We start from the raw sequence: 18,249 nt of genomic DNA on the forward strand, positions 1-18,249 counted from the left end.
ACGATGGGACGGAGCCGACTGATCTGGAGGCCTGGGATGGGTGCGTACGACGAGAGCTACCGGCGGAGTCTCGCGGATCCGGAGGGATTCTGGCTCGACGCCGCGGAGGCGATCTCCTGGATCCGGCCACCGACGCGCGCCCTCGACGACTCGGGCGCCCCGCTCTACCGCTGGTTCCCGGACGCCTCGCTGAACACGTCGTACAACGCTCTCGACCGGCACATCGAGGCGGGTCACGGGGATCGGACCGCGCTGATCTACGACTCGCCCGTCACCGGCACGGGCCGGAGCTACACCTACACGGAGCTGCGCGACGAGGTCGCGCGGTTCGCCGGCGGGCTCGCCTCGCTCGGGGTCGGCAAGGGCGACCGGGTCATCGTCTACATGCCGATGGTCCCGGAGGCCGTGGTCGCCATGCTCGCGTGTGCCCGCCTCGGGGCGATCCACTCGGTGGTGTTCGGCGGGTTCGCGGCGAAGGAGCTCGCGGCCCGGATCGACGACGCGGCCCCGCGGGTGATCGTCGCGGCGTCCTGCGGGATCGAGCCGGCCCGCGTGGTCGAGTACAAGCCGATCATCGACGCCGCCCTCGAGATCTCGCAGCACCAACCGGACCACACGATCGTCCTGCAGCGCGAAGCCGCCCTCGCCAAGCTCGGCGACACCGACCTCGACTGGACCGCGGTCGCCACCGCCGGCGAACCGGTCGACCCAGTGGAGGTCGCGGCGACCGACCCGCTCTACATCCTCTACACCTCGGGTACGACGGGGAAGCCGAAGGGCGTGGTCCGCGACAACGGCGGCCACGCGGTCGCGCTGTCCTGGTCGATGCGCGCCATCTACGACATCGGGCCGGGCGACGTGTGGTGGACCGCCTCCGACGTCGGCTGGGTCGTCGGCCACTCGTACATCGTCTACGCACCGCTCCTGGTCGGTGCGACCACCGTTCTGTACGAGGGCAAGCCGGTCGGTACGCCGGACGCGGGTGCGTTCTGGCGGGTCATCTCCGAGCATGGCGCGAAGGCGCTGTTCACCGCGCCGACCGCGATCCGCGCGATCAAGAAGATCGACCCGTCCGCCACCGAGGTGGCGAAGTACCCGCTCGACGCGTTCCGCACGCTGTTCCTCGCGGGGGAGCGGCTCGACCCCGAGACGTACCACTGGTCGCACGAGCATCTCGGCGTACCGGTCGTGGATCACTGGTGGCAGACCGAGACCGGCTGGCCGATCGCGGCCAACCCGCGCGGCCTCGAGCCGCTGCCGACCAAACCCGGGTCGGCGACCGTCCCGATGCCGGGGTGGAACGTGCAGATCCTCGACTCCCAGGGGACGCAGCTGCGGCCGCACGAGGAGGGCGCGATCACAGTGCAGCTCCCGCTGCCACCGGGTGCGTTGCCGACGTTGTGGGGTGACGACCAGCGCTACATCGACAACTACCTGAGCCAGTACGACGGCTACTACCTCACCGGTGACTCCGGCTACCGCGACGACGAGGGCTACCTGTTCGTGATGGGCCGCACCGACGACGTGATCAACGTGGCCGGACACCGCCTGTCCACCGGGAGTATGGAAGCGGTCCTCGCGGCTCACCCTGCTGTGGCGGAGTGTGCGGTGATCGGAGTGCACGACGCGTTGAAGGGGCAGTTGCCGCGCGGTCTCGTCGTACTCAAAGCCGGCGTCGACATCCCGGAAGAGGTCCTGCGGGAGGAGCTGGTGGCCGCGGTGCGGCGGGACATCGGACCGGTGGCGGCGTTCCGGGACGTGTCCGTGGTCGACGGGCTGCCGAAGACCCGGTCGGGGAAGATCCTGCGCAAGACGATGCGCGGGATCGCCGACGGCCGGGACGAACCCGTCCCGTCGACCATCGAGGATGCCACGGTCCTGGACGCGCTACGCCCGATCCTGCGCGGTCAGGAAGCCGAGGACCAACGGACCGGCGACTGAGCGGAACTCGTGGAAGTACGCGTGCCGCGCTCTGTCGATGAGCTCGGCCCGCGCGTGCGGGATGCGGTCGGCGAGCAGTTGCGCGTTGGCGGCCGGGCTGAAGATGTCGTCGGCCCCGTGCAGGACGAGCGTCGGTGCGGTGATGTCCGGCAGGCCGTCCCACGCGTCGTGCTTGTTGCTCGCGACCAGGTGCCGCGCCTTCGCGTACGACGGCATGCTCGTGTCACCGAGGACCGGGTACGGGCCGGGGTTCGCGGCCAGCCACTCCGGGGTGTACATCAGGTCGAGCAGGACGGCGTCCGTGCGCTGCGGGTCGGCGAGAGCGCGGCGGATCTCCCGGCTGCGTTCGTACCCGTGCGCCGCGCCGGGTGACGTGCAGCCGAGAACGAGCGCGCCGACGCGGCCCGGATGGTTGATCGCGAGCCACTGCGCGACCCGGCCGCCCATCGACGTGCCGTAGACGTGGGCCTGGCCGAGTCCCAGGTCGTCGAGCACCGCGACGACGTCGTCGGCGAAGCCGCGTGTGCTGTAGACCTCGTCCGGCTTGTCGCTGTCCCCGGTCCCGCGCCAGTCCAGCGTGATCGTCCGGTACGCCGCCTCGAAGTCGGCGCGGATCGGATCCCACCAGTGGTGGTTGTTCGACTGCCCGGCCAGCAGAACAAGCGGTTGCCCGTCGCCGCGAACCTGGTAGGCGATCCGGGTCCCGTCGGCGGTCGTGGCATGGGGCACGGGAGCAGTCTGCCTGATTCCTTCGAGGGTTAGGCTCGGGGTATGCGAGTCGTGATTGCGGGTGGACACGGGCAGATCGCGTTGCGGTTGACCAAGCTGCTGAGCGCCGGCGGTCACGAGGTGGTCGGGCTGGTGCGGAACCCCGATCACGAGGCCGATCTCGCCGCGGCCGGCGGGCAGGCCGCCGTACTCGATCTCGAGCAGGCCGACGTCGCGGCCGTCGCCGGCGTCCTGGCCGGCGCGGATGTCGCGATCTTCGCGGCCGGCGCCGGGCCGGGCAGCGGGGCTGCGCGCAAGGACACCGTCGACCGGGCAGCCGCCGCGCTGTTCGCGGACGCGGCCGAGCAGGCCGGCGTACGGCGCCACCTCCAGGTCGGATCGATGGGCGCGGACCGGGCCGACGCGCTGGACGACGACGACATCTTCACCATCTATCTCAAGGCGAAGTGGGCCGCCGAGGAAGACCTGCGGTCCCGGGATCTCGACTGGACGATCCTGCGACCGGGCAGCCTGACCAACGACCCCGGCACCGGCGAGGTGCTGCTGGCCGGCAAGACCGGTAACGGCCGGATCAGCCGCGACGACGTGGCGCTGGTGCTGGCCGGTCTCTGCGACACCCCGGCCGCGATCGGCCGGACCCTGGAACTCGTCGCCGGGACCACCCCGGTGAGCGAGGCACTGAAGAATCTCTGACGTTGCCACTGGCAACAGAATGTGACGGCTATGGCTGAGAGTCTGCGGCAGGTGCACTTCGAGCGCGTCGCCAACAGCAGCTACCGGGTGCACAATGCGCGCGGTGGCAGCATCACCGTCGGGTCGGGTGGCGCCGACACCGACTTCACCCCGGTCGAACTGCTGCTGGCCGCGATCGGCACCTGCTCGGCGATCGACGTCGACATCGTCGTCAGCCGCCGGGCCGAGCCGACCGAGTTCACCGCGGTGGTCCGCGGCGACAAGGTCCGCGACGCCGAGGAGGGCAACCGGATGGAGAACCTCGCGGTCGAGTTCACCATCCGCTTCCCCGAGGGCGAGGACGGCGACAAGGCCCGCGAGGCACTCCCGCGGGCGGTGAAGATGTCCCACGACCGGCTCTGCACGGTCAGCCGGACGGTCGAGCTCGGCGCTCCGGTCACCACGACGGTCAACGACGCGGACTGAGGAGCTCCCGGAGGCGCCCGGCGTACGCCCGTGGGTGGGTGAGGTTGCCGTTGTGGCCACCCGGGAAGACCTGCAGCTCCTGCTCGAGGAGCGCGGCCAGCGCCTCGGCGCACTGGTAGTCGAAGACGGTCCGCGGGGTGGTCGTGCCCGCGGCGGGGATGACATGGGTGCTGAGATCGGCCAGGTCGAGGTGATCTTCGATCGCGGCGACGAAGTCGTGGCGGATGAAGTAGTCGAAGTTCGCGATCCGCTGTGCGTTCATCGGGAACTCGGTCCGGCCCGGCTCGGCCGCCGCGGTCGCCGGGTCGATGCCGAGCGTACGGACGATCTCCGGGATCGCGGCCTGGAGTCCGTCGGCGAGATAGCGGTCCCGGACGACGCCGAGTTCCTCGCGGTGCTGCTTGGCGGCGGGGTCCGGGAGCAGCCACGGGGCAATCGGCTCGTGGGCGACGAGCGTACTGAGCTGGTCGGGGTGGCGGACCGCGACGTGCATCCCGATCACGGCGCCGAGACTGCAGCCGAGCATCATCGCCGGCTCGTCGGTGAGGTGGGCGAGCAGCCGGTGTACGTCGTCCGCATGGTCGGCGATGGAGGCGGGTTCGTCGAGCCGGCTGCGGGACAGGCCGCGACGGTCGTAGGTGAGCACGGTGTGGTCCCGGGTGAGGTGGGCGACCAGGTCCGTGCTGCGATCGGCGTCGCCTTCGCCGCTCTGCGAGATCAGCAGCAGCGGGCCGTCGCCGGCGAGTTGGTAGTGCAGGACCGCTCCGGGAACGTCGAGTGTCGGCATGCCGTGGACATTACATCTGATTAGATACATCTATCAAGATGTATCTAGGTTGATGTAGATTGGCGACCGTGAATGGAGTCGACCTGTTCCTGCTCGGCCGCGCCCTGATGAAGATCGGCGAGGAGGCCCTGCCGGAACCGCCCGGCGGATCGGGGAAGTACGCCGGCAGCGCACGGATGGTGCTGATCGTCGCCAGCGACATCGCCGAGCACCCGGAGAGCGCGGTGGGGGAGATCGCCACCCGGACCGGCCTCCCGCAGAGCCAGGTCTCCACGGCCATCGCCCGCCTGAAGGAAGCCGGCTCGGTCATCACCACCCCTGACCCCGCCGACCGCCGCCGAGCCCTGGTCACCCAGGCGCCTGGAGTCTCGGATCGGTTGGCCCAGGTTCGTGCGACCGGCATCGACGATGCTCTGGCCAAGGCCTTGGGCACTGACGACCGGGCGCGAGTGGCCGAGGTGACGCGAGCCCTCGAGGATCTGGCCCGCTCACTCCTGCCGGAGCGCAGCCTGTAGGACGCCGGCCGCGAGGTACTCGCTCGGTGCGCGGAGGCGCGTCTTGAGGATCCGCTCGGCGCGCCGGCTGTCGAGGCGGAGGTCCGACGGGCTTCCCGGGACGAACGCGAGGCTGTCGGGGTCGAGGCCGTCGCGTGCGGCGACCATCCGGCCGAGCTCGAGGCGGTTGATCGCTCGGGGCCCGGCAACGTGGATCACTCCGCTGACGTCGGAGACGAGGAGCTCGAGCAGCGCCGTGGCAACGTCGGTCAGGTGGACCGGGCAGCGGATGTTGCCGGTGAACAGCGCTCCGGGCTCGCCGGCGGCCAGTGCGTGGACCAGGCGTTCGGTCGACGACCGGCCGTCGTACCCGACGATGATCGACGTCCGCGCGATGACGGCGGACGGATCGATCGCCCGGATGGCGGTCTCGGCCGCCGCCTTGGCCGCGCCGTACGGCGTCACCGGGCAGGGCTGTTCGTCCTCGTCGTACGGCGTCGCGCGTCCGCCGAACACCGCGTCGCTCGAGACGAACACCAACCGGGCGCCCTGTGCGGCGGCCGCGATGTTGGCGGCTCCGTCGGCCGTCGTCGCCCAGTCCCACTGGTTGAACGCGGCGTGGATGATGCCGTCCGGCCGGAACCGGCGGATGACGTCTCGCACCTCGGCCGGCCGCAGGATGTCCAGCGGCACCCCGCCCGGCACTGGCTGGGAGTGGTACGTCGGTATCACTTCGTGCTCGGCCAGGTGCAGCAGCTCGCTCCCCAGCAGCCCAGCGGCCCCAGTGACGAGCAACCTCACGCATTCACCTTACGACGATGCAGCCGCCAACCGGCAGTGCGCGTGCTGCGCTTCACCTCGCCGACGGTCCGTACCTTCCGGGGCGTCATCCACGACTGCGACGGCTTGTGCAGCATCCACCCGCCGCCGATCGTGATCGCCGCATGCTGAACTGCGTTCCCGGCACCCCGCCAGACAAACACTGTGCCCGGTTCGTCGTCGCGTCCACCCGCCACCGTGTTGTCCGCCAGCCATTGCTCGAACGGCTCGCGCAGCATCCACACCTGGTCCGCTCCATCGACCCCACACGCCGCCATCACCGTGCCGAAGCAGTTGGGTCCGCTGCCGTCCGGAAACGTCCCGGCCAGCTCGCGAACCCGCGGGAGCTCAGCCGGCCAAATGCGAACCTCCGTTTGCCGACTCGGCCCGAGATTCTCGCTCACGACCCGCGGAAGCACGAGGTCGGCCTTCCCGCGCAGCAGCGACTTCCAGCAGACGAACCGGTGCCCGTCAGCCTGCCCGCGGACGTCCACGACACCCGACCATCGGCGGACCGTCGGGACGGCGGCGCGGCCGTGGCGGACCTGGGCACGGACCAACGCGGCTCGGGTCGCCTTGGGCAAGTCCGAGTACGCCGCCTCGCTCAGCCAGGTGACCCGCACAGCCTCCCGGTCGACGCCGTACGTGCGGTATGTGTCGCGTTGCTCCGCGGTCGGCTCGCGCTCGTCGCCGACCGGGAGGCTCCACTCGGCGGCCTGCTTCCCGGTCAGGAAGAACGGTTGCTCGTCGGGCGCCAGCCAATCGACCCAGCGCTCGAGCAGGCCGGGCGAGACGTCGATGCCCAGGACGGTCAGCACCCGGCAACGCTCCCAGACTCAGCGGTGGTCGGTCACCGGCTTTTCCGGTCCGCGATAGGGCTGTGTCTGGGAGTAGACCAGGTTCGTCGTCGTGCTGCCGAACTCGGTCAGCTCGTTGACGAGCTCCTCGAGGTGCGGCATCGAGGCCGCGGCGACCTTCAGCGTGTAGCAGTCGTCGCCGGTGGTCCGGAGGCACTCGAGGATCTCCCGCCGCTCCGCGAGCAGCCGGTGCAGCGGCGCGTGCTTGTTGCCCGGGTACTTCAGCCGTACGACGGCCAGCACCGGATAGCCCACCTTCGTCAGGTCGACGTCCGCGCGGTAGCCGGTGATCACCCCGGCCGACTCCAGCCGCCGGACCCGCTCGGTGGTCGCGGACGCACTCAGGTTCACCTGGCGGCCGAGCTCGGTCAGCGACATCCGGGCGTCGTTCTGGAGCGCGGCCAGGATGGCCCAGTCGGTCGGATCGAGACTCTCGGTCATGCGGCCAATCTACCGGCGATTCCCCGGCGCGGATCGCCGTACGCCGGGAGGAATCCCTTCAGAACCGGCCGCCCGCCTGGATAGCCTGAATCCCGTGGAACTCGGCGTGAACGTCCCGAACTTCGGCCCCGGCACGAACCCGGCGCGACTGCGCGAATGGGCGCGGGTCGTCGAGGGCCTCGGCTACGACCTGCTGATGGTCTCGGACCATGTCGCGATCACTGACGATGTGGCGAGCCAGTACCCGGCGCCGTTCTTCGAGCCGTTCACCACGTTGAGCTGGCTGGCCGGGCTGACCGAGCGGGTCCGGCTCGGAACGACGGTGCTGATCGCGCCGTACCGGCACCCGTTGCTGGTGGCGAGGATGGCGGCGAACCTCGACCAGCTCAGCGGCGGCCGGCTCGTCCTCGGTGTCGGCGTCGGCTGGGCTCGTCAGGAGTTCGAGGCCCTCGGCGCCGACTTCACCGAGCGCGGCCGTCAGACGGACCACGTGCTGGCCGAGCTGCGGCGCGCGTGGGCGGACGACAAGGACTACGGCGGTGGTGACATCCCGATCTGGGTCGGCGGCCGCAGTACGGCGGGCATGCGCCGGGCGGTGCGCTACGGGGACGCGTGGCACCCGCTCCGCGAACGCGTCGACTGGTTGCGCACGGCAACGGATCGGCTGCGGGCGATCGCCGCCGCGGAGGACCGGCCGGCGCCGGCCTTCGCACCCCGGATCCTGCTCCGGCTCACGCCCGGGCCGCTCGCGGACGACGCCCGCGTCGCGGGTGAAGGGTCGCTCGAGCAGGTGCTGGCGGACCTCGACGTCCTGCGTGTGCTCGGCGCGCAGAGCGTCGTACTGGATCCCTTCATCGGCGATCCGGCCGAGACCGAACGGCCCGAAGTGGCCTGGCAGGCGCTGGCGACGATCGCCGCGCATCGACGACAGGAGACGATGTGACCCCCGAAGCCGAAGGATTCCTCCGCCGCGCGATCGAACTGGCCGCGGAGGCCCGCGAGGCCGGCGACCCGCCGTTCGGCTCGCTGCTGGTGGGACCGGACGGGACCGTCCTGGCCGAGGAGCGGAACACGACCATCACCGACGCGGACATCAGCTTCCATCCCGAGCTCAAGCTCGCGGTCTGGGCAGCGCGAGAGCTCTCGCCGGAGCAGGCCGCCGGCACGACGATGTACACCAGCTGCCAGCCGTGTGGGATGTGCTCGGGCGCGCTCGCCCGCGCGGGACTCGGCCGGGTCGTGTACGCGCTGTCGGGGGAGCAGCTCGACGGACTCAGGTCGACCGGCGGGTTCCCCGACGTACCACTGGAAGGGCCCGCGCTGTACGACGAGGCCCGCGTGCCGGTCGACGGGTACTACGCGTAGACCGGCACGCGGCTGCTCAGACGGGGGACAGGCAGAGTGTGTACTTCGTGGAGCCGCGCTCGTAGACGTACGACGCCTCGGAGCCGGCGAACTGCTCGCACCGGGTGTCGTCGGTCGAGTCGTCCAGCTTGCCGACGATCTTGTACTCGGCGTCGGCCGAGCCGCAGTCGACGACCTTCACGTTCGGGTTGCTGGACGTGCCCTTGTTCTGCACGCACTGCCCGACGTCGGCGTTCGAGGTCGAGTTGAGGTTCGCGAAGACGATCAGCGCGAGCACCGCCACCGGGATCAGCAGACCGAGGATCACCGGGCGCTGGAACAGCGGCTTGCCCGGGTCCATCGGCCGGCCGGGGCCGGGCGCCGGCTCGGGCAGGCTCTTGAACTTCTGCATCGGGCCGATGTTCGTCAGCATGATGATCGGGTTGATGATCACCGAGCCGATACCCCACCAGCCCTGCCACAGGCTCTTCGAGGTCATGTCGCGCACCGAGGCGATTCCGCAGGTGCGGCAGAACCGGCCCTGCAGCTTCAGCCACCGCATCAGGATGATCATGCCCTGGTGCCCACGCACGGTCGCGTCGACCGCCGGGTAGCCACCGCAGAACCGGCACTGCTGCTGACCCTGCGGCGCGAACGCCTGTCCCTGCTGGGGGAACTGCCCCTGCTGCGGGAAGGACTGCCCTTGCTGCGGGTACGCCTGGCCCTGCTGGTACGGCGCCTGCTGCTGGAACGGCTGCTGTCCGTAGGGCGCCTGCCCGTACTGGGGACCACCGTATCCCTGGCCCGGCTGCTGCTGTTCCGGCTGGGTCTGCGGCTGAGCGTACTGCGGGAACTGCTCCGGGGGCGGACCGTACCCGCCCGGCTGACCTGGGTAGGGATTCTGCGGCGGCTGGGGAGGGGATGTGGTCACGGACGCTTCCTGTAGCTCGATGTCGGGACAAGCGGAACCACCGCACCTTACTCACCCCGACGGGCCATTTCGCCTCCCGGTATGGCACTGTGCCGGACATGCTCACCATCGCCCGACTGGACCCTACCGACCGTGACACCTGGCAGACGTTGTTTGCCGGCTACAACGAGTTCTACGGGCGCACGATGACGGACGAGTTCTTCGACGAGGCGTGGGCCAGATTCGAGCGGGACACCGAGATCCACGCCTTAGGTGCCTACCTCGACGGCCGGCTGGTGGGCATCGCGCACTTTCTCGTCCACGCGAGTACGACGGCACCGGACTCCTGTTATCTGCAGGACCTCTTCACCGCGCCCGAGGCCCGCGGTCAGGGTGCGGCGCGCGCGTTGATCGCGGCCGTCACCGACTGGGCGAGGGAACGCGGCTGCGGCCGGGTGTATTGGTCGACGCACGAGAGCAACGCCACCGCCCGACGGCTCTACGACCAGGTCGCCGAGAACCGCGGCTTCATCCTCTACACGATCCCGCTGTAGCGGTCGGCGAGTTCGCGTCCGAGGCGGGCGAGTTCGGCCTGGACCGAGGGTGGGTCGATCACCTCGATCGAGCCACCCCAGCCGGCCAGGTGCTGGGCGATCATCAACGGCGTCGGCGCGGTGACCTTGAGCCGCACCCGGTCGCCGTCCATCCCGTCGACCTCGCAGTTGCGGCCGAGCCGGTCCTGCATCACCCACACGAACCGCTCGTCCATCAGCACGGTCGCGGTCAGCCCGGAGCGCCGTTCCTCCATCCGGTCGACGATCTCGCCCCACGCCACGGACAGGTCGAAATCGGCCGGCCGCTCGAACGACTCCTCGGTCAGCTCGGCCGACACCACCCGCTCGACCCGGAACGTCCGCTGGCCCGTGCCGGTCTGCGCGATCAGGTACCAGATGTCGTCCTTGTCCACGAGCCCGAGCGGATCCACGAGGCGCTCCGACTCGTCCCGGCCGCGCCCTTGATAGACGAGCCGCACTCGGCGTCGCCGTACGACGGCATCCTGCAGACGACGGACGAGTTCGGGGCGTTCCTTCACGTGCTCGCCCCAGCGGGCCGGGTCGATCACGACCGCCTCGGCGGCGGCTTGCGCGTGTTCACGGAAGGTGCTGGGCAGCGCGCGGACGAGCTTGCGGAGCGCGGCCTTCGCGTCCGGAGCGATGGACGCCGCCGGGCCGACCAGGAGGAACAGCGCCTGGGCCTCGGTGGCGCTCAGACCGCTGAGATCGGTCCGCGCGCCACCGATGAGCTGCCAACCGCCGTTGCGCCCGGGCTGTGGATAGACCGGGATGCCGGCGGTCGACAACGCCTCGAGATCGCGGCGCGCGGTGGCGACGGAGATCTCCAGCTCCTCGGCGACCTCGGCGGCAGTCACCCGGCCCCGGGCCTGCATGAGCAGCAGCACCGCCACCAATCGATCCGCTCGCACCCGTTGATCGTCGCAGACAAACCGCTCATCCGGTGCGCACTTTTGCCGCTGGTGCTTACGGTGCGGCGACCTCCTGGGGTGCGTCTTCGCCGACCAGGCCGTCGATCGACTCGCGGATCAGGTCGGCGTGGCCGGTGTGCCGCGCGTACTCCTCGATCATGTCGGCGAGGAGCCGGCGCAGGTTGGGTGAGCGGCCGTCCGGCCAGACCAGGCTGCCGGTCGTGTCGAGACCGCCGTTCGCGATGGCCTCCGCCACCGAGGCGCGCGAGCGGGCGACCATGTCGCGCCAGAGCTCCACCAGTTCTTGGGGGGAGTCGTCGGCGGCGGTGCGCCACTCCCAGTCGGGGTCGGAATCCCAGTCGATCTTGTTCCACGGCGCGCCCGGGTCCCGGCCGTGCAACCGGTGCGAGAACATGTCGGCCTCGACGAGGGCCAGGTGCTTCACGAGACCGCCCAGCGTCATCGTCGAGGGGCCGAGCCGGGTGTTCATCCCGGCCGCGTCCAGCCCGCCGGTCTTCCACGCGAACGTCCGGCGATTACGCTCCAGCACACCCAGCAGCGTCTCGACCTCGTCGCCCGCCGCCGGCAGCTCCATCACAGTGTTGTAGTCCATGGCCGGGACGCTACGCTCGGTTCCGGACAGTTCACTTCCGGAATGGTGAGGACCTGTGGCGTACGACGTGAGTCCGACGGCGCGGACGTTGATGGTGCTGGAACTGATCCAGAACAGCCCGGGCATCACGGCCGAGCACCTGGGGGAGAAGCTCGGGGTCTCCGAACGGGCGGCCCGGCGCTATGTCGCGATCCTGCGCGAGGCCGACATCCCGATCGAGTCGGTCCGCGGTCCGTACGGCGGCTACCGGGTCGGTCGCGGACTGCGGCTGGCCCCACTGATGTTCACCACCACCGAAGCGCTCGGCCTGGTGATGGCGGTGCTGGAAGGACCGCGCGGCGCGGCCGACCCGGTCGAGAACGCGCTCGGCAAGATCATCCGGGTCCTGCCCGAACACATCGCCCGCTCGACCGACGCCATCCGCCGGGTCAGCGCGCGCGGTCCCGATCCCGGCGTCCGCACGCCGGACCCGGAGATCACCGCGGCCCTGGTCTCCCAGAGCACCGCCGGCCGGCGCGTCATCCTTCAGTACCGTCGGCACCACGGCGAGGAATGGCCGATGGACGTCGACCCGTGGGCGGTCGTCGTCCGCCGGGGCCGTTGGTATCTGCTGTGCTGGTCGCACACGAAGAATTCCCGCCGCGTTCTGCGCGTCGACAGGATCGCCAAAGTCGAGCCGCAGGGCGAGGAATTCACCGCACCCGCCGACCTGGACCCACTGGCCGCCGTCGAGGAACATCTGGCGATGGGCTGGAAATACCCCATCGAGGTCATCGTCGACGCCCCGCGCGACGACGTGGCCCACTGGATCTCCCGCAGCATGGGCCGCCTGGAAGCCATCGACGACACCCACACCCGCCTCCTGGCCAGCACCGACGAGCCCTACTGGTACGCCGGCCAGCTCACCTCCCTCCCCGCCCCTTACCACATCCTCCGATCCGCGGAACTCAAAACCGCGGCCCGCAACATCGCCAACCGCTTGCTGGAGGCAAGTAACAGTGAATGAGATCGAGTTCGCCGCCGAGATCTGGTACTGGCGCGGGCCGGCGCCGTGGTATTTCATCACGGTGCCGGAGGAGGACTGTGCGTACCTCGAGGCGGAATCCAATGTCGTGACGTACGGGTGGGGGATGATCCTGGTGCAGGCGCAGATCGGGGACAGCGTGTGGGACAGGTCGATGTTCCCGAAGGACGGGCGGTACATCCTGCCGGTGAAGGTGGCGGTGCGGCGGGCCGAGGAGCTCGACGACGGCGACGTACCGACCGTGCGGTTGCGGCTGCGGAGCTGGAAGGTCTCCTGAAACTGTCGGCGAGTGGGACTAGCGTTCGTCACAGACCCGGGAAGAGGGAGGGAACGGCATGTCCACGCTGTCAGATCGGCCGAACACGGCACTTGTGGTGATCGACGTCCAGAACGGTGTCGTCAGCGAAGCCCACGAGCGCGACCAGGTGGTGTCCAACATCAGCACCCTGGTCGGCAAGGCCCGCGCCGGCGGTGTGCCGGTGGTCTGGGTCCAGCACTCCAGCGAGCACCTCGTGAAGGACAGCGACGAGTGGCAGCTGGTCCCCGAGCTCAAGCGCGACGAGGCGGAGCCGCTCGTGCACAAGACCTTCGCCGACTCCTTCGAGGACACCGACCTCGAGGACGTCCTCGCCGAGGCCGGGATCGGCCACCTCTTCGTCAGCGGCGCCCAGACCGACGAGTGCATCCGCTCCACCATCCACGGCGCCATGGTCCGGGGGTACGACGTCACCCTGGTCGGCGACGCCCACACCACCGAAGACCTCTCGGAGTACGGCGCGCCGACCCCGGACAAGGTCATCGCCCACACCAACCTCTACTGGGAGAACCACACGGCCCCGGGCCGCACCGCCGCCGTCCAGCCCACTGCCGAGGTCACGTTCTCTGGGTAGGGTGGTTCCACACGACTGGCGAGGGTGGGTCACCACCGGGGAGTGACGCGACGGGCATCGACCGCCTGGGTGCCGACGGCAACGACATCCCGGGAGACTCGTCATGCCACATCGTGTTCTGCACCTGTCCGACACCCACATCAGCCGCACCGGCCCGGACGAGGACGGCGTCGACGGTCTCGGCGCGCTCAAAGGACTGTTGTACGACGTACGCGGGGTGCCGGAGCTGGATCTGATCGTCGTCAGCGGGGACATCGCCGACGACGGGTCCGAAGAGGGATGCACTGCGGTGCGCTCGGCCGTGGGCGAGTTCGCCGCTGAGCGAGGTGTCCCGCACGTCTACTGCACCGGCAACCACGACCGTCGCGACGGCTTCACCGCCGCCCTCGGCTGGGGCCACCTCGGTCCGGACGGCTCACCCATCGGCCGCCAGGCCGACATCGCCGGTGCGATCGCCGCGGTGAGCGACGTCGACGGCCTCCGCGTCATCACGCTCGACAGCCTGGTCCCCGGAGAGACACACGGTGTGCTGGGCGACGACCAGCTGGACTGGCTGGCCGCCGAGCTGGCCACACCCGCGCCGGCCGGGTCGATCGTCGTACTCCACTACCCGCCGATCTCCGTCGACGCGATCCCGTATCTGAAGCCCGTGGTCCTGCAAGAGCCCGAGAAACTGGCACGCGTTCTCGCCGGGACCGACGTACAAGCGGTCCTGTGCGGCCACCTGCACCACCAACTGTCCGGCCGGCTCGCGGACAAGCCCGTCTGGGTGACTCCCGGCGTGATCACCCGCATCGACCTCACGGCCCCCAGTCACCTCGCCCGAGGCGTCCTCGGCGCCGGTGCAACCATCGTCGACCTCGGCGGCCCGTTCGCCCCGCTCTGCCACACCCTCCAAGCCCGCAACCCCGACGCCGGCACCGAGGTCTACGTCTACAACCCCCTCACCGGCGCGATCGAGCACTCCTGAAGTGCTTCAGCGCAGCGTCGCGGTCTCGGCGAGGATGGTGAGCAGGGCGGCGATCGCGGGTGGGTCGGGTGGTTCGCCGTACGTCGCGGCGTAGACGTGGCGGCGGGAGCCGGGGAGCTCGGTGGCGATGATGCCCTCGGCGTGGTGGGCACGGAGGGCGAGCCCGGGCATGGTCGTCACCCCGAGGCCGGCCGCGACGAGCGCCTGCATGACCACCATGTCGTCGGACGTGTAGCCGATCCGCGGCTCGTAGCCCTCGGCGGCGCACAGCGAAACCAGGTGACTGCGGCAACGATCGCATCCGGCGATCCAGGTCGCGTCGCGGAGCCCGGCCAACTCGACCGGCTGATCGGCGGACAGCAGGTAGAGCGGATCGTCGAGCAGATGATGCAGTCGTACGCCGGACGGCTCCGGCTCGGTCTCGTCGTACCGGAAGACGATCGCGACGTCGATCGTGCCGGTGCGGAGCAGTTCGAGCGCCTCCGGCGGATGCGCGTCGAGCAGGTTGATCTCGAGGCCCGGGTGCTTGTCGCCCAGGGCCGCCACCGCCCGCGGCACGAGTGACCCGATCGCCGACGAGAAGCCGGCCAGGCGGATCCGGCCGGCGCTCAACCCGACGTGAGCGGCGAGTTCCGCGTCGACGGCGTCGATCCGGCCGATGATCTCCGCGGCCCGAGCGGCCAGCAGCCGGCCGGCCTCGGTCAGCCGGATGCCACGACCGGCCCGCTGCAGCAGCTGCGCGCCGGTCTCGGCCTCCAGGCGGGAGAGGTGGTGAGTGACGGACGGCTGCGAGTAGTGCAGTTCGCGGGCAGCCGCGGTGACCGAACCGTGCCTGGCGACGGCGTCGATGACGCGCAACCTCGTGACATCGAGCATGTATCAAATCTATCTATGAGTGAGCACGAAACTTGGCATTAGACGTTATGGGTTGACCGGCGCACGCTCAAGACATGACCACGACAACGATCTCCACCAGCGAACTGACCGACCTGATCGCCGGCGTCCGTACCGCCATCGACCAGCACGCCGACTGGAACGGCACCGCAGACCTCGTGGCCGAGCAACTGCGCCGGCATCTGCCGACTCCGGACGTCCTGACCGCCGAGCAGCGCCTCGGATCGGCGGACCGCTACCGCAGTCACACGCTGCACGTCGAGCCCGACGGCTCGTTCTCGATCATCGCGCTGGTTTGGCGCCCCGGGCAGGTGACGCGGATCCACGATCACGTGACCTGGTGCGTGTTCGGGGTGATCCAGGGGGTCGAGCACGAGGACCTGTACGACGCCGACCTGCGACTGATCGGCCAGAGCGACAACCACGTTGGTGACGTGAGCGGATTCGCGCCGCCCGGCGACATCCACCGGGTCAACAACACCTCCGACGGTACGGCGATCTCCATCCACATCTACGGCACCGACGTCACCCGGATCGGCTCGAGCGTCCGCCGGTACTACGACTGACCGCCGGGCGGAGGATCCTCCGCCCGGCGCCGGATGTCAGTCGATGAAGGCATCCAGTACGGCGAGTTGCCCGGGGGAGAGGTCGATCGAACCGGCCATCACGTTCTCCTCCAGATGACGCTGACTCGACGTACCGGGAATCGCCAGGACGTGGTCGCCCCGGGTGAGCGTCCACGCCAACCGGATCTGCGCCGGCGTGGCACCGTGATCGTCCGCGATCTCCTGAAGCGCGTCGTTGATGGACACACCACCGGCCTCCCGCGACTCCGCGGTGAGTGCGAAGAACGGCACGAACGCGATCCCATGCTCGCCGCAGTCGCGCAGGATCTCGTCGTTCACGCGGCCGAAACCGACGCCGTACCTGTTCTGCACCGCGACCACCGGCGCGATCTTCTGAGCCTCCGCCAAATGATCGGTGCGGACGTTCGACAACCCCAGATGCCGGATCAGGCCCGTCTCCTGCAGCTCTGCGAGGGCTCCGAAGTGCTCGGCGATCGAGTCGAGCCGGGCCTGACGCAGGTAGACCACGTCCAGCGTCTCCAGCCCGAGCGCCCGCAGATCGGCCTCGACCAACGCGCGCAACTGATCGGGACGAGCCAGCCCGGCCGGCGTCGGACCGACCTTCGTGGCGATCACGAGCTCATCCGCGTACGGCGCCAGCGCGCGGCGGATCACCTCGTTCGCCCAGCCGAGGGACGTGAAGTCCCGGGGCCGGTCGGACGGCGCGTAGCTCGGGTAGAAGCCGGCGGTGTCGAGGTGGTTCACACCGAGCTCGACCGCCCGGCGCAGCAGCGCGATCGCCCGGTCCTGCGCGTCCGGTCCGTCGCCGTCGCTGCCCGCGAGCCGCTTCGTGCCGAACCCGATCCGCCGGATCGTCCGGTCGCCGAGTCGCCAGAATTCCGCCGACTTGCTTTCGCGAATTCCCTCTGATAAGTTTGTTGGTAGAGTGACATTCTTTTGCGAATTCTGCATTCGGCCAGGATAAGCCCTCGAGGGAATTCCGTCCAGTATTTCCCGGCATTCTTCTGCGCTGATGCGCTACTCTCCCGACGTGGATCTCACCGAGCGGCAGCAAGCTCTCCTGCAGGAGTGGCTTCCGGGCGCCGAGGTGGTGACGGATCACAGCTGGGGCTTGGTGGGGACGCTCGTCCTCGAGCTGGACGTCGACGGCGAGCGGTACGTCGCCAAGGCCGGCGACACGTCCGACACCAACATCGCCCGGGAGTTGCGGGCGCACCGGACCTGGCTGACGCCGTGGACGACGCGGGGGAGAGCACCACAACTCGTCCGCGCCGACGACGACGCCAAGCTGATCCTGACGCGCTTCCTGCCGGGGGAGCTGGTCCAAGGTACGCCGGCCGAAGGGGACCCGGACACCTATCGGCAGGCCGGCGAACTACTCGCCGAATTCCACGGGCAATTCGCCGTACCGGACGAAGAGTACGAGCAGCGCGAAAACCGGCGGTCGCTGAACTACCTGAGTAAATCGCACACGATCGACCCGGATCTCGCCGATCGATTGCGTTCAGAGATTGAATCCTGGCCGACGCCACCGGCTTCACTCGTGCCGACGCATGGTGACTGGCAACCTCGCAATTGGCTGATCCACGACGGAATCGTCGGCATCATCGATTTCGGCCGCACCGAACTCCGGCCGGCGTACACGGATTTCGCCCGGCTGGCCGCGCAGCAATTCCTGTCCGCCCCGGGCTTGGAGCCGGCATTCTTCGACGGCTACGGCAGCGACCCCCGCAACGCCGAAACCTGGCACCGCGCCCAGCTCCGCTGGGTGGACCCGACCGAGAACACGGGACGCATCAAAGCGGCCGGCGCGGAAGGGCTGGTGCACCCGATCCAGGCCGACGCCCACAAGCTCCCGTTCTCCCACGGCTTCTTCGACGCGATCGTCAGCATCGGCGCGTACAACTACTTCGGTACTGGCGTCGACTACCTCGGCTACTGCACCGAGTTCCTCCGCCCGAGCGGCTCCATCGGGGTCATCGCCCCGGGCATTCGCAACACGCCGGGTCCGACGATGCCGCCGTACCTGGCTGAACGCTGGGGACCGGACCTGTGCACCTGGCTGCCGCCGGACTGGTGGCGCGGCCACTGGGAACGAACCGGCCTCGTCACCATCGAAACCGCCGACATGGTCCCGCACGGGTGGGAGGATTGGCTGCATTGGTTGGAGACCTGTGCCGAAGTTGACCGCGGCTACGCCCCGGACGAACAATTGCTCCGCGCCGACCAGGGCGCGCATTTGGGCCTCACCAGACTCGTAGCCCACAGAGCAATTCCCCATGAGGTACTTGCCGGAGGAGCGTGTTGA

General features: G+C 69.6%; 23 protein-coding genes and 1 riboswitch. Of the genes, 13 read left to right on the plus strand and 10 right to left on the minus strand.

Annotated features, from left to right (window positions below; translation table 11 throughout):
- The first annotated feature begins 3 nt into the window (after window positions 1-3).
- Window positions 4-1,941 (plus strand): propionyl-CoA synthetase, encoded by a 1,938-nt coding sequence (locus ACZ6O0_RS01175; RefSeq protein WP_465762778.1) that lies wholly within the window; start codon window positions 4-6, stop codon window positions 1,939-1,941.
- Here the strand turns inward: ACZ6O0_RS01175 and ACZ6O0_RS01180 are convergent.
- On the minus strand, window positions 1,888-2,670 hold the full coding sequence (locus ACZ6O0_RS01180; RefSeq protein ID WP_465762779.1) for an alpha/beta fold hydrolase: 783 nt from the start codon (window positions 2,668-2,670) through the stop codon (window positions 1,888-1,890). The genes ACZ6O0_RS01175 and ACZ6O0_RS01180 overlap by 54 nt on opposite strands.
- Window positions 2,671-2,712: 42 nt before the next feature.
- Between ACZ6O0_RS01180 and ACZ6O0_RS01185 the strand changes: the two genes are divergently transcribed.
- The gene (locus tag ACZ6O0_RS01185) at window positions 2,713-3,363 is read left to right on the plus strand and encodes an NAD(P)H-binding protein (RefSeq protein WP_465762780.1); all 651 of its coding nucleotides are present in this window, start codon (window positions 2,713-2,715) and stop codon (window positions 3,361-3,363) included.
- 30 nt (window positions 3,364-3,393) lie between these two features.
- Window positions 3,394-3,828 carry an OsmC family protein gene (locus ACZ6O0_RS01190; protein WP_465762781.1) on the plus strand — a complete coding sequence of 145 codons (435 nt, stop codon included), beginning with the start codon at window positions 3,394-3,396 and terminating at the stop codon, window positions 3,826-3,828.
- On the opposite strand, the gene ACZ6O0_RS01195 is transcribed toward ACZ6O0_RS01190, so the two are convergent.
- A complete protein-coding gene (locus tag ACZ6O0_RS01195) occupies window positions 3,812-4,615 on the minus strand; it encodes an alpha/beta fold hydrolase (RefSeq protein WP_465762782.1) in 804 nt (267 codons plus the stop codon). The two genes, ACZ6O0_RS01190 and ACZ6O0_RS01195, sit on opposite strands and share 17 nt — an antisense overlap.
- 68 nt (window positions 4,616-4,683) lie before the next feature.
- Here ACZ6O0_RS01195 and ACZ6O0_RS01200 point away from each other — a divergent pair, with 68 nt between their 5' ends.
- The gene (locus ACZ6O0_RS01200) at window positions 4,684-5,130 is read left to right on the plus strand and encodes a MarR family transcriptional regulator (protein WP_465762783.1); all 447 of its coding nucleotides are present in this window, start codon (window positions 4,684-4,686) and stop codon (window positions 5,128-5,130) included.
- Here ACZ6O0_RS01200 and ACZ6O0_RS01205 read toward each other — a convergent pair.
- From ACZ6O0_RS01205 to ACZ6O0_RS01215, 3 genes are read right to left on the minus strand one after another with little or no spacing between them, the layout of a single operon-like run.
- A complete protein-coding gene (locus tag ACZ6O0_RS01205) occupies window positions 5,104-5,910 on the minus strand; it encodes an SDR family oxidoreductase (RefSeq protein ID WP_465762784.1) in 807 nt (268 codons plus the stop codon). The two genes, ACZ6O0_RS01200 and ACZ6O0_RS01205, sit on opposite strands and share 27 nt — an antisense overlap.
- The gene (locus ACZ6O0_RS01210; protein ID WP_465762785.1) at window positions 5,907-6,746 is read right to left on the minus strand and encodes a C40 family peptidase; all 840 of its coding nucleotides are present in this window, start codon (window positions 6,744-6,746) and stop codon (window positions 5,907-5,909) included. The genes ACZ6O0_RS01205 and ACZ6O0_RS01210 overlap by 4 nt, the downstream gene beginning before the upstream one ends.
- An 18-nt stretch (window positions 6,747-6,764) precedes the next feature.
- Window positions 6,765-7,226, minus strand: a complete 462-nt coding sequence (locus ACZ6O0_RS01215; RefSeq protein ID WP_465762786.1) for an Lrp/AsnC family transcriptional regulator — start codon at window positions 7,224-7,226, stop codon at window positions 6,765-6,767.
- A gap of 94 nt (window positions 7,227-7,320) precedes the next feature.
- Between ACZ6O0_RS01215 and ACZ6O0_RS01220 the strand changes: the two genes are divergently transcribed.
- Window positions 7,321-8,169 carry a TIGR03619 family F420-dependent LLM class oxidoreductase gene (locus ACZ6O0_RS01220; protein ID WP_465762787.1) on the plus strand — a complete coding sequence of 283 codons (849 nt, stop codon included), beginning with the start codon at window positions 7,321-7,323 and terminating at the stop codon, window positions 8,167-8,169.
- Window positions 8,166-8,591, plus strand: a complete 426-nt coding sequence (locus ACZ6O0_RS01225) for a nucleoside deaminase (RefSeq protein WP_465762788.1) — start codon at window positions 8,166-8,168, stop codon at window positions 8,589-8,591. Before ACZ6O0_RS01220 ends, ACZ6O0_RS01225 begins: the two co-directional genes overlap by 4 nt.
- Before the next feature lie 16 nt (window positions 8,592-8,607).
- Here the strand turns inward: ACZ6O0_RS01225 and ACZ6O0_RS01230 are convergent, their stop codons facing one another.
- Window positions 8,608-9,501 (minus strand): LppU/SCO3897 family protein, encoded by an 894-nt coding sequence (locus ACZ6O0_RS01230; protein WP_465762789.1) that lies wholly within the window; start codon window positions 9,499-9,501, stop codon window positions 8,608-8,610.
- A gap of 98 nt (window positions 9,502-9,599) precedes the next feature.
- Between ACZ6O0_RS01230 and ACZ6O0_RS01235 the strand changes: the two genes are divergently transcribed.
- Window positions 9,600-10,034: a GNAT family N-acetyltransferase gene (locus tag ACZ6O0_RS01235; RefSeq protein WP_465762790.1), complete on the plus strand. Its 435-nt coding sequence runs from the start codon at window positions 9,600-9,602 to the stop codon at window positions 10,032-10,034.
- Here the strand turns inward: ACZ6O0_RS01235 and ACZ6O0_RS01240 are convergent.
- On the minus strand, window positions 10,016-10,963 hold the full coding sequence (locus ACZ6O0_RS01240) for a helix-turn-helix transcriptional regulator (protein WP_465762791.1): 948 nt from the start codon (window positions 10,961-10,963) through the stop codon (window positions 10,016-10,018). The genes ACZ6O0_RS01235 and ACZ6O0_RS01240 overlap by 19 nt on opposite strands.
- Before the next feature lie 55 nt (window positions 10,964-11,018).
- Entirely contained in the window at window positions 11,019-11,576 is a 558-nt protein-coding gene (locus ACZ6O0_RS01245; protein WP_465762792.1) for a DinB family protein, read from the minus strand.
- Window positions 11,577-11,631: 55 nt separating this feature from the next.
- Here ACZ6O0_RS01245 and ACZ6O0_RS01250 point away from each other — a divergent pair, with 55 nt between their 5' ends.
- The 4 genes from ACZ6O0_RS01250 to ACZ6O0_RS01265 all read left to right on the plus strand — a co-directional run bounded on the left by ACZ6O0_RS01250 (window position 11,632) and on the right by ACZ6O0_RS01265 (window position 14,460).
- Window positions 11,632-12,582 carry a helix-turn-helix transcriptional regulator gene (locus tag ACZ6O0_RS01250; RefSeq protein ID WP_465762793.1) on the plus strand — a complete coding sequence of 317 codons (951 nt, stop codon included), beginning with the start codon at window positions 11,632-11,634 and terminating at the stop codon, window positions 12,580-12,582.
- The gene (locus ACZ6O0_RS01255; protein ID WP_465762794.1) at window positions 12,575-12,877 is read left to right on the plus strand and encodes a DUF1905 domain-containing protein; all 303 of its coding nucleotides are present in this window, start codon (window positions 12,575-12,577) and stop codon (window positions 12,875-12,877) included. Before ACZ6O0_RS01250 ends, ACZ6O0_RS01255 begins: the two co-directional genes overlap by 8 nt.
- Before the next feature lie 58 nt (window positions 12,878-12,935).
- Window positions 12,936-13,490, plus strand: a complete 555-nt coding sequence (locus ACZ6O0_RS01260) for a cysteine hydrolase family protein (RefSeq protein ID WP_465762795.1) — start codon at window positions 12,936-12,938, stop codon at window positions 13,488-13,490.
- Window position 13,491: 1 nt separating this feature from the next.
- Window positions 13,492-13,568, plus strand: a riboswitch (ZMP/ZTP riboswitch).
- Window positions 13,569-13,593: 25 nt separating this feature from the next.
- Window positions 13,594-14,460, plus strand: coding sequence for a metallophosphoesterase (locus tag ACZ6O0_RS01265; RefSeq protein WP_465762796.1), 867 nt, complete (start codon window positions 13,594-13,596; stop codon window positions 14,458-14,460).
- A gap of 6 nt (window positions 14,461-14,466) precedes the next feature.
- Here the strand turns inward: ACZ6O0_RS01265 and ACZ6O0_RS01270 are convergent, their stop codons facing one another.
- Window positions 14,467-15,336 carry a LysR family transcriptional regulator gene (locus ACZ6O0_RS01270; protein ID WP_465762797.1) on the minus strand — a complete coding sequence of 290 codons (870 nt, stop codon included), beginning with the start codon at window positions 15,334-15,336 and terminating at the stop codon, window positions 14,467-14,469.
- A gap of 74 nt (window positions 15,337-15,410) precedes the next feature.
- Here ACZ6O0_RS01270 and ACZ6O0_RS01275 point away from each other — a divergent pair, with 74 nt between their 5' ends.
- Window positions 15,411-15,920, plus strand: a complete 510-nt coding sequence (locus ACZ6O0_RS01275) for a cysteine dioxygenase family protein (protein ID WP_465762798.1) — start codon at window positions 15,411-15,413, stop codon at window positions 15,918-15,920.
- 36 nt (window positions 15,921-15,956) lie between these two features.
- Here the strand turns inward: ACZ6O0_RS01275 and ACZ6O0_RS01280 are convergent, their stop codons facing one another.
- On the minus strand, window positions 15,957-16,892 hold the full coding sequence (locus ACZ6O0_RS01280) for an aldo/keto reductase (RefSeq protein WP_465762799.1): 936 nt from the start codon (window positions 16,890-16,892) through the stop codon (window positions 15,957-15,959).
- 79 nt (window positions 16,893-16,971) lie between these two features.
- On the opposite strand from ACZ6O0_RS01280, the gene ACZ6O0_RS01285 reads away from it, so the two are divergent.
- Window positions 16,972-18,249, plus strand: a complete 1,278-nt coding sequence (locus ACZ6O0_RS01285) for a phosphotransferase (RefSeq protein ID WP_465762800.1) — start codon at window positions 16,972-16,974, stop codon at window positions 18,247-18,249.

Source organism: Kribbella sp. NPDC048837, assembly GCF_055586945.1.